We start from the raw sequence: 13,198 nt of genomic DNA on the forward strand, positions 1-13,198 counted from the left end.
AATAATTGGGGAAATGAGTGCAGCCGGTTTGCCTATTGGTGTATATGCAGTAAGATAAAACCATGGAGACAACTGCGGCTGTTTGTTGTTCTTCACAAACATCACCTTTTTCGCCTTTGTTGGCAAAATTATCATAACCGGAAGCACGCGGAATTAATTCTAAAAGTAAAAGTGTCGGACGCAACGCATACCAATAGCGCTACTACCGCCGGTACCATAATCATCACCTACCAACCACAACGCGCCCCCTTTTATTAAGAAGCTTTTGTTGTTCGATCAGCAGATTGCTTCGTCGTTCCTCCTCGCAATGACGGGTTTCCTACGCTACCACCACCTGCACGTCCACATCCTGGTTTTCTTCCAGCCAATGAATAATTTCATCATTCATAGTAACGCCGGTTGATAAGGTGTATAAACTCAACTTCAAATTGTCTTTAGCCTCAATAAGATTGAACTTAATAGACGTTTTACCGGGGAAGGTCTTTACGTTCTTATCAAAGAAATCAACAAAGTCGGAGTTGATGATTCTTGTGGGTACGTCGAGGATCAATTGTTTTGTGAAGTTTTGCTTGGTCACTTCGAGCAGGTTAATACTTGTTACTTTAAACTCGTATTGCTCAGTGTTGAAACGGCTTTTAAATTCGCCCTGCACCATGATGCTCTTGCCCTTGTCTAGGTAGTTCTGGAACTTCATGTAATCGTCGCTCCACAGCATCAGTTCCGTCTTGCCTGTAAAGTCTTCAATAGCCAGTATACCAAAGTTGCGGCCTGTTTTAGTAACACGATGTTGTGCATCTACCACCAGTCCGGCAAGTTTAAAAGGCTTATTTTTTTTAGGAGATAATTGCGGCGCATCTTTTACTTCATTAAATTCATTTAACGGAGTAAAGTTGTAGTGCTTCAATTCAAATTTGTAATGATCGAGCGGATGACCACTCATAAACATTCCGGTGACCTCTTTTTCATAATCCAATAATTCAGTCAAAGGCCATGGTTCCACACGAGGCAACTGGGGCGTTGGAATATCCATAGAGATCATATCACCAAACAAACTATTACTGGAAGTTTGAGCTTGCGCCTGGTATTTGTTGCCGAAATTTATAATAATATCAAGGCCGTTGATATTCGTCTCTTTATTCAAAAAATACTGCGCACGATGATATTCTTTAAAACAATCAAAAGCCCCGCTGTAAGCGAGACTCTCCAAAGACTTTTTAGTTGCTGCGCGAAGATTAACCCTTTTAACAAGATCGAAAATACTGGTAAAAGGACCTTTTTTTGCACGTTCTTCCAAAATGCAATCAATAGCATTTTCACCTACGCCTTTCAGTCCCATCATTCCAAAACGGATCTCGCCTTTTTTATTTACGGCAAAACCACGTTGAGATTCATTAATATCAGGTCCAAGTACCATCAATCCCATTCTTTTACATTCTTCCATGAAAAATGTAATTTTCTCAATACTTCCTGCGTGATTTAAAACAGCCGCCATGTACTCAGAAGGGTAGTGGGCCTTTAAATAAGCGGTCTGGTAAGCAACAAATGCATAACAGGTAGAGTGAGATTTATTAAAGGCATATTGAGCAAATGCTTCCCAGTCTGTCCATATTTTTTCAAGCTTATCGGCAGGATGTCCTTTTTTTGTGGCACCTTCCATAAACTGCGCTTTCATTTTATTCAGCACAGCTATTTGCTTTTTACCCATTGCCTTACGCAATACGTCAGCATCACCTTTACTAAATCCTGCAAGTTTTTGAGAAAGCAACATCACCTGCTCCTGGTACACTGTAATGCCGTACGTTTCTTCCAGGTATTCGGCCATGTCAGGCACATCATAAGTGATCTCGGCACGTCCGTGTTTTCTTTCTACATAGTCAGGAATGTACGCCATTGGACCGGGACGATACAAGGCGTTCATTGCGATCAGATCGGCAAAAACGTCGGGCTTCAGATCGCGAAGATGCTTTTGCATACCCGCACTTTCAAACTGGAAAGTAGCGTTCGTTTCTCCTTTTTGATATAATTGATAGGTCTTTTCATCATCCAGCGGAATTTCATCAATCTCTATTTCTACGCCATGATTTTGTCTGATTAACTCGAGCGCAGTTTTTAAGATGGATAAAGTCTTCAATCCTAAAAAGTCCATCTTGATAACACCCGCTTCCTCGATAACACTTCCCTGGATTTGAGTAACCAAAAGCTCAGAGTCTTTTGATGTAGCGACAGGAATAATATTTTTTAAATCATCCGGAGCGATAATGATACCTGCAGCATGTAAACCTGTGTTACGTACTGAGCCTTCCAAACGTTCTGCTTCGTGTAAAACCTTTGATTGTTCCGTGTTGCTGTTATAGATCTCACGGAGCTTTTTTATGTTGTCGATATCTTCAGGTCCAAAACCTTCTTTCTCTTCGAGCGATTTTGGTCCTTCTTTAGCAGTGATTGGAGCGTGGAGGCATCTTCTTAATTCGGTACCCGGTTTGTCTGGAACCAGCTTTGCCATCATATTGCTCTCAGCTAACGGAAGGTCAAGTACACGCGCAACGTCTTTGATACTCATCTTAGCAGCCATGGTACCAAACGTTACAATTTGGGCTACCTGGTTTCTGCCATATTTCTTTACCACATAATCGATCACCTTTTGCCGGCCATCATCATCAAAGTCCGTATCGATATCCGGCATACTCTTACGGTCGGGGTTAAGGAAACGCTCGAACAGTAAATTGTATTTAATGGGATCGATATTGGTAATACCGACACAATAAGCCACCACCGAACCAGCGGCAGAACCACGTCCCGGACCTACAAACACTCCCAGTTCACGACCTGCTTTTATGAAGTCTGATACAATCAGGAAGTACCCCGCAAACCCCATTGTCTTAATGGTAAACAATTCGAAGTCAAGCCGCTCTCTTATTTCTTCCGTTATTTCACTGTATCTTTTTCTTGCACCTTCGTAAGTAAGATAATGAAGGTATTCCCACTGGTTGAGGTTACTGTCACTATGTTGCTGGAACTCTTTGGGAATAGGAAAATTTGGGAGAAGAATATCCTTTTTTAGATTTAAAAGTTCTATTTTATCGACAATTTCGTTTGTATTATCAATGGAATGAGGAATGTCGTTGAAGAGTTCCTTCATTTCAGTCGTCTTCTTAAAATAAAACTGGTCGTTAGGGAACTTAAATCTCCTTTCCTTCACCTGCACATCATCGTTTATGAAATCGTCATAACCGGGCGTACTCTTCTTTTCACCTGTATTAAGACAAAGCAAAATGTCATGGGCGTTATAATCATCCTGGTCAGTATAATGACTGTCGTTGCTGGCGATCACTTTTACATTGTGCTTCACTGCAAACTTCAATAACGAGAGATTTACCTTGTCCTGCTCTTTCATTCCATGCCTTTGCAACTCTACATAATAGTCTTCGCCAAACATATCAAGCCACCACTTAAATTCCTTTTCCGCTTCATCTTCACCATCATGCAGAATCGTCTGGGGAACATAAGCGCCAAGACAACAAGTTGTAGCAATCAGTCCTTCGTGATACTTTTCGAGCAGTTCCTTATCAATTCTCGGGTACTTGCTATACATTCCTTCGGTATATCCGAGCGAGGTTAGTTTCAGCAAATTCTCATAGCCCTGTTTGTTTTTGGCAAGCAGCACCTGGTGATACCGTTCATCTTTTTGTTCTTTGGTAAACGATTTTCTGGTTCTGTCGGCAACCACATAAAACTCGCAACCTACGATTGGTTTTACTTTAGGTGTTCCGTCATCATTTTTATGTTTGTAAGCTTCAGCCACAAATTCGAATGCTCCGAACATATTACCATGGTCGGTTATGGCAAGAGCAGGCATATCATCAGCAATGGCTTTCTGATACAGGCTTTTTATAGAAGCTGCCCCGTCGAGCAAACTGAACTGGGTATGAACGTGTAGATGAGAGAATTTAGACATAATAGGAATGAACAATGAACGGTTAAAAGTAAAATGATTAAGTAAAAATCATTTATCGTGAAATAAGAATGTTTACAAAGTTAGCAAACATCTGACACCTCACATTAGACTACAAATATCGTTATCATTTAAAAAAATACCATTGCTTCTTATCCACAGATTGGGGTTAACTCTACGTTAAAAACATTTAAAAATGCTTTGTTTTTGGCATATAAGTCATTTACTTTGCTGCACCTGAATATGAAACTAACCCAATTGATATATGGCTTATTGGCAATGGTGTTCTTTACCAGTTGCAGCCAATTTAAAGCTATAACATCGAGGGATAATTCCACGGCAAGCAGACCCTCCCGTAAGTCAAGCGCAAAAAAAGTCAAATTTCTTGATATGTCTGTAAGTCCCGGGCAGGTCGTTACGTCAAAGCATGACATGAGTCCTTCAATGCCTTCTTATAACAGGCGCAAGATGCAAAGAGAGTCCTACAATTCAAATATCCGCACTTCATTTAATGCCTTAGATATTGAAAGAGCAGACTTTTTACAGTTAAAGTATGCGATAGTGTTAGATGCAACGGTAGAGACGCTGACTAATGTTAATTTGCTAAAGTCAATAGACGATTGGTGGGGAACCAGTTACTGCATGGGTGGTAGTACCAAAGATTGTATTGATTGTTCTGCTTTCACTCAAACGGTAATGCAGAATGTGTACAACACGACTATTCCGCGTACTGCACAGGAACAATATAATTCAAGTAAACAAATAAACCTTGAGGACCTTAACGAAGGCGACCTTGTTTTTTTCAATACAAATGGTGGCCGCGATATTACTCATGTAGGCATATACCTTCTTAATAATAAATTTGTACATGCTGCTACCAGCAATGGTGTAATGGTTAGCGACCTTAACGATATTTACTGGAAGCCCCGGTACAGAGGAGCCGGAAGGTATATAAGTTCCACTCCTGCAACCGTCTCTTATAAGATGGAAGGGGCGAAGTAAATTTATTTGCAAAAATCGTTCGTTGCCAGCGATAAATTACTTCATCTTATCTTTATGATCATCCAACTTCTTCCAGTCTTGTTACAATCTGAATAAATCGATACTTATTCTGCTGTTAATGTTATTTCTTCCAGATCTCCGGTACAAACGCGTACTGTTTTATAAGTTGTATCATGTTTAATATATACAAGATAAATAGGTTCTCTATTATTTCTATTTGTACTGATTTCCTGAACTACATTGATTGAATAATCTTCGTAGCTACTTTTTATCAATTTGAGGACATCGGGGGGTAATTTTGTTTCGTCATACTGTAGGACAGTTTGTAACCATCTGCCTTTTTTATCATAAAAACTTCTTGTCCAACCAGAATTTGAAACAAAACTCGCGATATACCCATTATTTACTATGTCCCATTTCTCATTTGTAACGTCTGGGTAGGTATTTTTAAAGTGTTGAACAGCTTTAAAGTTAATCGAGTATAAGCGGCTATGGTCATCTATTGTTTCTGTAATTTTCGTATTATCAGGAAAATAAGTTCTTAAATGTTTTATATGATTAAAAGGCGAGACTCCCATTGATTTTTGAGCATCTGTAAGTAAAAATGTTATAGCGAAAATTAAGGTTATTGTAAGGGCAGTAATAATTTTTTTCATAGCGATGAATTTTTACTGATGCCATAGATTATTTTGTTTTACAGACTTTTTTGAACCAAGGGTTTTGCTATGAATGATGCAGTTGGCTCAGCTTTGAAAACGATGTTACCAGCCGAAATTTTTGTATCAAGTACGGTCCGATCTGGTTTTGTTGGGGGAGAAATTATTTTGTCAAGACACCACAAGGTACACTTGTTAATATTTGAGAGTTAACTACATTTAGTAAGTGACAGTATTGAATGTATAAATAGCAGAAATCAGGCAGAAAAGTATTGGATTAATTGAAGAGCTTATTTTTTCAGAGCCTATAGTTTAAACTCTTGGCTGAAAATTTGCGCCTTATCGTTTTTAATATTTGCAATAGATGAATACTTTATTTCCTATAGAACCCGCTTACCCCGATGGCTTTGTCTACACTGCTAATTTTCTAACGGAGGATGAAGAAGCAAGGTTGTACAGGGAGATTTTAAAGATCGAACTCAACAATTTTAATTTCCAGGGATTTAAAGCAAATAGAAAAGTAGCAAGTTTTGGGTATGATTATAGTTTTGAAAATGGAAGCCTGACAAAAGGAAATGAAATTCCTGAGGAATTTCATTTCCTCACCGAAAAAGTAAGTAAACATTTATTCATAAAACCGGATGAATTCGGAGAACTATTGGTTACAGAATATCCTGCAGGAACGGTCATCAACTGGCATCGTGATGCTCCTCCATTTGGTGTTATAGCTGGTGTTTCTCTTATGGGAGAGTGCATATTTCGTTTACGCCCGTATGATAAAGCAAAACAAAGCCGTGCATCTGTCATTTCTCTTCCTGTACAACGTCGCTCTCTCTATGTTATCATGGGCAGTGCAAGAAACGAATGGCAACATAGCATTACTCCTGTAAAAGAAACCCGTTATTCTATTACTTTACGTACATTAAAAAGTTGAGTTAGTCTGCATCTGTTTACATTTTGTAATGCTATCATCTGCTCCCTTATTGTTTAAATCCTAAGCTTTCAGAAAAGTGGAAAGTTATCACCCTTCTTTAAAAATAGGTTTTTCTCATCCCGAAAATAAGCGGTGTTGTTTGTACCACATAAAGCGAGGTGACTAATTTTCGTTTTCATGTAAAAAAGACTAATACTATTTATTCTTGTTAATTGTTGCAAGAAGAAGTGGAGTTTTATATCTTTATTTTAAAACTAGTAACCCATGAGCAAACTATTACTTGTAATGCTTTCGATACTTTTATGTGCAGCGCCGGTATTTGCACAACATAAACTTATAAAAAAATGGGAAACAGATTCAGTGCTTAAAGTACCCGAATCCGTTTTATTTGATGCAAAGGGAAAAGTCTTGTACGTTTCAAATATTGATGGAACTGATCCGTGGGGGAAAGATGGAAAAGGGTCAATTGCAAAAGTTGGCACAGACGGAAAAATAATTTTTATAGACTGGGTTTCAGGACTTAATGCTCCCAAAGGAATGGGAATTTATAATGGAAAACTCTATGCGGCAGATATAGACCAGGTAGCGGTAATCGACATTAATAACAAAACGATTGTACAGACAATACCTGTAGACGGGGCAGAAGGTTTAAACGATATTAGCATTGATAAGAATGGGATCGTTTATGTATCTGATTCTAAGACGAAAAAAGTTCATAGGATCGAAAATGGCAAAGCAACTGTATGGTTAGAAAAACTTCAGGGGCCAAATGGAGTGTTGTGTTATGACGGTAACTTGTACATATTGGATAACGGTGGACTGTATAAAGCAGAAAAAGATAAAAGTGTTACAAAAATTGCAGACGGAATGGATGGCGGCACTGATGGGGTTGAGAATGTAGCCGGCAACGATTTTATTGTTTCTTGCTGGTCAGGTTCTATTTGGTATGTAAAGGCAGATGGCAGCAAAGAACACTTGCTGGACACAAGAGATCAAAAGATCAACTCTGCTGATATTGGTTACGATGCTGCAAACAAAATTGTTTATGTGCCTACCTTCTGGAAAAACAGTGTTGTCGCTTACCAACTACAGTAGCACTCCTTTAACAGACTAAATAAATAAAATGTTTCTTTTCCGGTTGTAATATCAGATTAAAAGTTTTCAGATTATTATTTATAGAAAATATTAAATGCCTGAATGGAAAGATGAATGAGCGTTTAAAGCGATAAGACAAAAATGATAGAAAAAGCCGATTTTAAACTTTCCAGGTATTTTTTATTAAAAGCGAAGCTGCATTAAATTTAATGCAGCTTCGCTTTTAATGCAGCTAAACACGATCGGCGGAACCCAACTAAAAAAAATTATTTGTTTATAAGTCTTTAGATTGCTTTCACCTGTTTTAAAGCATGTAAAACTCTTCTTTCAGTTTCATCATCGCTTAGATCTTCCGGTACAAACTTCTCACCTATTAATTGTTCGTATAATTCTATATATCTTTTGCTAATGGTTTGTATCCATTCATCATTCATTTCAGGAACAGTTTGGCCTTCTTTGCCCATAAAATCATTAGCAATAAGCCATTCACGAACGAACTCTTTACTTAATTGTTTTTGCGGCTCATTCTTCTTAAGCCTGTCTTCAAAGCCGTCTGCATAAAAATATCGGGATGAATCGGGAGTATGTATTTCATCCATTAAATAGATTGTATCACCTATTTTTCCAAATTCATATTTTGTGTCAACAAGTATCAATCCTCTTTTTGCCGCAAGCTCCTTACCTCTTTCAAACAGGGCAAGCGTATACTTTTCTAATTGTAAATATTCTTTTTCGTTTACTATGTTTTGCGCAATTATTTCTTCCCGCGATATATCCTGGTCATGGCCCGCTTCGGCTTTGGTGGTGGGTGTTATGATAGGAGAGGAAAAGTAATCATTTTCTTTAAGTCCGTCTGCAAGAGTAACTCCGCATAGGGTTCGCTTTCCTTCTCTGTACGTTCTCCATGCATGTCCTGTCAGGTTGCCTCTTACAACCATTTCCACTTTGTAGGGCACGCAACGTTTGCCCAACGCCACATTAGGTGCAGGGGTGCTGACAAGCCAGTTTGGGCAAATGTCAGTTGTTTTGTTAAGCATGTAAGCAGCAACCTGGTTTAAAACCTGTCCTTTATAAGGAATGGGTTTGGGGAGAATGACATCAAAAGCAGAAATTCTGTTACTTGCTATCATAACGAGCCAATCGCTGCCAATGGAATACACATCCCTGACCTTGCCGCTGTAAAAATTATTTTGAGAAGGAAATTGAAATTTTATCATAGTCAAAAATAATATGGCTTCAGTATAAAATATATTTTATTTGCTTTTAAAACTTAGATTTAAAATTTAAATTAGATAACAAAAAGGTAATTATTACGTTGTTATTCCAATATTTATAAAAATCCCCCCTTATGAAAAATATTCGTAGGCGTTTACTCTTCATCATAGCAGCTACGATCATTTCGGTATCTGGCAGTGCACAGGCTAATAATACAATTAGCGGAAATGTAAAAAATAGAGTTAACAATGAAATCGTACCTGCCGTTTCTATTCTTATAAAAGGTACTAGTATTGGAACGTATACTGATAACAGCGGCAATTTTAAAATTGCGGGTAACTTTAGTTTCCCGGTTACTTTAGTATTTTCTTCTGTTGGCTTTGCCCCTCGAGACATTGTAGTTGAAAATACTTCTCAAAAGGTAAATGTTGTACTTGACCCGGTTTCAGAACTTGCCCAGGAGGTAGTCGTATCTGCTTCTAGACTACCACAGCGAATATTGGAATCTCCTGTTTCTATCGAAAGAGTAAGCGCTGCTACAATACGCAATGCAGCGGCCCCCAGTTATTATGACCTTTTGGCCAACTTAAAAGGTGTTGACATTGTAACATCGAGTTTAAATTTTAAAACACCCAGTACGAGAGGTTTTAATAGCAGTGGAAACCTGCGGCTTAACCAATTGGTGGAGGGAATGGACAATCAATCGCCGGGGTTGAACTTTGCGGTAGGAGCTATGGCTGGTTTAACAGAGCTTGATGTTGAAAATATGGAGCTGCTCAGCGGTGCTTCTTCTGCTTTGTACGGGCCCGGAGGTATGAATGGAACTTTGCTTATAAACAGTAAAAATCCTTTTAAGTACCAGGGATTAAGCGTGCAGGTAAAGCAGGGTATAATGCATATAGCTGATGATGCGGCCAAAGCTTCTCCGTACTACGACCTTAGCTTTAGGTGGGGGCAGCAGGTGTCACAAAAATTTGCATTTAAAATCAGTGGACAATTCATACAAGCTAAAGATTGGGTAGCAAGCGATTACTCCAATTATGATATTGGCGATAACCCGGCAACAGGAAAGGTAAAGCCGGGAAACAGGCAAATGGATCCAAATTACCAGGGAGTGAATGTGTATGGCGATGAAACATCTGTGGATATTAACGGTCCCACCTCTCGTATATTACAGGGAGTGATAAATGCATCCCCTAATCATCAACAACTTACAGCTATACTTGATCCATATTTAAAGTCTCCGCTGCCTGTTTCGCGTACAGGTTACAGAGAGACAGATATTTTAGACCCTACTACTAAAAATTTAAAGTTTTCCGGTGGATTGTATTATAAAATAACTCCTGCAATTGAGGCTTCGCTAAGCGGTAACTGGGGGTCTGGATCAACAGTTTACACAGGAAGCGACCGGTATTCGTTCAAAGATTTCGTAATGGCACAATACAAAGCAGAGGTTAAGCATAAAAACTGGTTTGTAAGAGCATACACTACGCAGGAAAATGCAGGAAAAACATTTAATGCTACCGTAACTACGCGCTTGTTTAATGAATCATGGAAACCGAGCTACAATAATGCAAATCCTCTTGGAAGCTGGTATCCACAATATTCAATAGCATTTGCGACTGCAGCGGTAGGAGCATACCAGACCGCATTTAGTGCAGCTCGTTCTGCAGGGCAAACAGACGCACAGGCGGCGGCTACTGCCCAGACCGCAATGCTAAATAATACAACGACTTTTCATACTATTGCCCGTAATTATGCTGACCAGGGACGACCTGAAGCAGGCTCCGCGGAGTTTAACCAAAAATTCGATTCTGTTGCCTCAAGGCCAATATCAAATGGAGGCGGGTTATTTATAGATAAGTCTAGTCTTTACATGACAGAAGGGCAATACAATTTTACAGATCTCGTAAAAGTAGCTGAAGTACTGGTTGGAGCAAACTTTAAACAATATGTATTAAATTCTGAAGGAACGTTATTTCCTGATAAAGACAAACGAATTAAAATTAATGAAACGGGTGCGTATGCATTAATATCAAAAGCTTTGTTCAATAATGTATTGAAATTGACTGCATCTGGCAGATACGATAAGAATGAGAATTTTAAGGGTCGTTTTACGCCACGTTTTTCAGCCGTTATAACAGTTGCCAAAAATAACAACATCAGGCTTTCATACCAGACTACTTACCGTTTCCCCTCTACTCAAAACCAGTGGATTGATCTCGAAGTTCAGAACGGTGCCCGATTGATAGGAGGCCTAACGCAGTTAAGAAAAAAATATAATTTTGATACTAACCCTGTGTATACAGTTGCAAGTGTGCAGGCATTTGGTGCAAGTGCACGGGCGGGAACGCCTAACCCAGCACTATTGCAGAAAGTATCGTTTGATGATTATAAGCCTGAGTCTGCTACTTCATACGAAGTGGGATATAAATCTTTGATTGCTGGAAAGTTCTTGTTTGATGCCTATGCTTACTATTCACAATATAAAAATTTTATCGGGCGTATTGTAGTGCTTCAATCCTCAAACGGAACACCGTCAGGCCTTTTTCCCCCTAATATATTTTCTATATCTGTAAACAGCAAAGAAAAAGTAAATACGCATGGGTGGGGAGCATCAGCAGAATATTTGCTACCGCATAACTTTTCTGTAAATGCAAATGTTTATTCTGATGAAATAACAAATGTTCCTGCAAATTTTGTAGCTCAATTTAATACGCCTAAATATCGTGGTAATATTGGAGTCTCTAATAGTGGATTTCTTTGGAACAAAAGTTTTGGATTCACTGTTCAATATAAATACCAGGATAAAGTTTATTACCAGGGTGATTTCGCTGCTGGAACTATTCCGGCTTTTCATACGATCGACGCGCAGGTAAATTATAAGTTTACATCCATACGGTCAATGGTAAAACTTGGCGCTACTAATTTAACCAATCACTATTACAGAACCGCTTTTGGAAATCCTTATATTGGAGGGTTGTACTATGTAAGTTTTGCTTATAATGTATTTTGACCTTCATTTTATTTGTTACAGCTGCTATTACTAAAGATTTCTATGGATTTTTATATTTATTCAATAATGATGATTATACATTTTGGGATTGTAATTCATAATCTTATATTTTTGCGGAGCTTTTAGTAAAGCAAAACTTTATTTATTCTAATAATTCCACTGATAATATGCGAACAATTCTTTTTAGAGAGGCGCTAAGAGAAGCGATGAGTGAAGAAATGCGAAAAGACGAAAAGGTTTTCCTGATGGGCGAAGAAGTGGCAGAATATAATGGAGCTTATAAAGTGAGCCAGGGTATGTTGGCTGAGTTTGGTCCAAAAAGAGTAATTGATACCCCAATTGCAGAACTGGGATTTACGGCAATTGCTGTGGGTGCTGCTCAAAACGGACTTCGACCAATAGTTGAATATATGACCTGGAACTTTGCAGTACTGGCACTAGACCAAATTTTAAATACCGCCAGCAAAATGCTAGCTATGAGCGGTGGACAGGTAGGGTGTCCTATTGTTTTTCGGGGAGCTAATGGTAGTGCAGGACAATTAGGTGCTCAACACTCTACCGCGTTTGAGAGCCTTTATGCAAATATTCCTGGTCTGAAAGTTATTTCAGTTTCCAATCCATACGATGCAAAGGGATTATTGAAAAGTGCAATAATAGATAATGACCCCGTTGTATTTATGGAAAGTGAGGTGATGTATGGAGAAAAAGGAGAAGTACCTGAAGAAACATATTATATACCGATTGGTAAAGCAGACATTAAAAGACCTGGAAAAGATGTGACCATCGTTTCTTTTAATAAAATGATGAAAGTAGCATTAGGTGCTGCAGCAGAGTTAGCGAAAGAAGGAATAGAGGCAGAAGTAATAGATTTAAGAACCATTCGTCCTTTAGATTGGCATACTATTCTGGAAAGTGTCAAAAAAACAAATCGGTTGGTAATTGTTGAAGAACAATGGCCGTTTGCTTCAGTAAGCTCAGAGATCACCTACCGCATTCAAAAAGAAGGTTTTGATTATCTTGATGCGCCTATCCGTCGTATTACAAGTGCAGATGCGCCTATGCACTATGCTCCAAACCTGGTAGCTGCTTATCTTCCGGATGTTCCAAGAACAGTGAAGCTGGTAAAGGAAGTGATGTATTTGAAGAAATAATCAGTAGTAATTTCAGTGATCTAAATAAGAAATCCGGAGCTGATAAAGTTCCGGGTTTTTTGTGTGTATTCGGTATTTAAGCTCTTTCTAAATTTAGTTGTGGGCTGGAATCTTTGTTTGTTTTGGTTCCATCAGTATAACACATTCTACATTCTAACGTCGTACCCTACGGGTGGC

General features: G+C 38.7%; 8 protein-coding genes. 5 read left to right on the forward strand and 3 right to left on the reverse strand.

Annotated elements, in window-relative coordinates; translation table 11 throughout:
- Window positions 1-319: 319 nt before the first annotated feature.
- The gene (gene dnaE, locus B154_RS0105605; RefSeq protein ID WP_018612424.1) at window positions 320-3,955 is read right to left on the reverse strand and encodes a DNA polymerase III subunit alpha; all 3,636 of its coding nucleotides are present in this window, start codon (window positions 3,953-3,955) and stop codon (window positions 320-322) included.
- 204 nt (window positions 3,956-4,159) lie between these two features.
- On the opposite strand from dnaE, the gene B154_RS0105615 reads away from it, so the two are divergent.
- Window positions 4,160-4,954: a C40 family peptidase gene (locus B154_RS0105615; protein WP_083934926.1), complete on the forward strand. Its 795-nt coding sequence runs from the start codon at window positions 4,160-4,162 to the stop codon at window positions 4,952-4,954.
- 104 nt (window positions 4,955-5,058) lie between these two features.
- On the opposite strand, the gene B154_RS0105620 is transcribed toward B154_RS0105615, so the two are convergent.
- Window positions 5,059-5,610 carry a hypothetical protein gene (locus tag B154_RS0105620; RefSeq protein ID WP_018612430.1) on the reverse strand — a complete coding sequence of 184 codons (552 nt, stop codon included), beginning with the start codon at window positions 5,608-5,610 and terminating at the stop codon, window positions 5,059-5,061.
- Window positions 5,611-5,974: 364 nt separating this feature from the next.
- Here B154_RS0105620 and B154_RS0105625 point away from each other — a divergent pair, with 364 nt between their 5' ends.
- Window positions 5,975-6,544, forward strand: coding sequence for an alpha-ketoglutarate-dependent dioxygenase AlkB (locus B154_RS0105625; protein WP_018612432.1), 570 nt, complete (start codon window positions 5,975-5,977; stop codon window positions 6,542-6,544).
- 264 nt (window positions 6,545-6,808) lie between these two features.
- A complete protein-coding gene (locus B154_RS0105630) occupies window positions 6,809-7,639 on the forward strand; it encodes an SMP-30/gluconolactonase/LRE family protein (RefSeq protein ID WP_018612434.1) in 831 nt (276 codons plus the stop codon).
- A gap of 284 nt (window positions 7,640-7,923) precedes the next feature.
- Here the strand turns inward: B154_RS0105630 and B154_RS0105635 are convergent, their stop codons facing one another.
- The gene (locus tag B154_RS0105635; RefSeq protein WP_018612437.1) at window positions 7,924-8,856 is read right to left on the reverse strand and encodes a phosphoribosylaminoimidazolesuccinocarboxamide synthase; all 933 of its coding nucleotides are present in this window, start codon (window positions 8,854-8,856) and stop codon (window positions 7,924-7,926) included.
- Window positions 8,857-8,987: 131 nt separating this feature from the next.
- Between B154_RS0105635 and B154_RS0105640 the strand changes: the two genes are divergently transcribed.
- On the forward strand, window positions 8,988-11,870 hold the full coding sequence (locus B154_RS0105640; protein WP_018612439.1) for a TonB-dependent receptor: 2,883 nt from the start codon (window positions 8,988-8,990) through the stop codon (window positions 11,868-11,870).
- Between the two features lie 167 nt (window positions 11,871-12,037).
- The gene (locus B154_RS0105645; protein WP_018612441.1) at window positions 12,038-13,021 is read left to right on the forward strand and encodes a pyruvate dehydrogenase complex E1 component subunit beta; all 984 of its coding nucleotides are present in this window, start codon (window positions 12,038-12,040) and stop codon (window positions 13,019-13,021) included.
- Window positions 13,022-13,198: the final 177 nt, after the last annotated feature.

The sequence above is a fragment of the Segetibacter koreensis DSM 18137 genome (genome assembly GCF_000374045.1).
Classification (GTDB): Bacteria; Bacteroidota; Bacteroidia; order Chitinophagales; family Chitinophagaceae; genus Segetibacter; species Segetibacter koreensis.

Coding starts and splice junctions, on each gene's coding strand:
- dnaE (WP_018612424.1), bottom strand. CDS start 3,955: ATGTCTAAATTCTCTCATCTACACGTTCATACCCAGTTCAGTTTGCTC.
- B154_RS0105620 (WP_018612430.1), bottom strand. CDS start 5,610: ATGAAAAAAATTATTACTGCCCTTACAATAACCTTAATTTTCGCTATA.
- B154_RS0105625 (WP_018612432.1), top strand. CDS start 5,975: ATGAATACTTTATTTCCTATAGAACCCGCTTACCCCGATGGCTTTGTC.
- B154_RS0105630 (WP_018612434.1), top strand. CDS start 6,809: ATGAGCAAACTATTACTTGTAATGCTTTCGATACTTTTATGTGCAGCG.
- B154_RS0105635 (WP_018612437.1), bottom strand. CDS start 8,856: ATGATAAAATTTCAATTTCCTTCTCAAAATAATTTTTACAGCGGCAAG.
- B154_RS0105640 (WP_018612439.1), top strand. CDS start 8,988: ATGAAAAATATTCGTAGGCGTTTACTCTTCATCATAGCAGCTACGATC.
- B154_RS0105645 (WP_018612441.1), top strand. CDS start 12,038: ATGCGAACAATTCTTTTTAGAGAGGCGCTAAGAGAAGCGATGAGTGAA.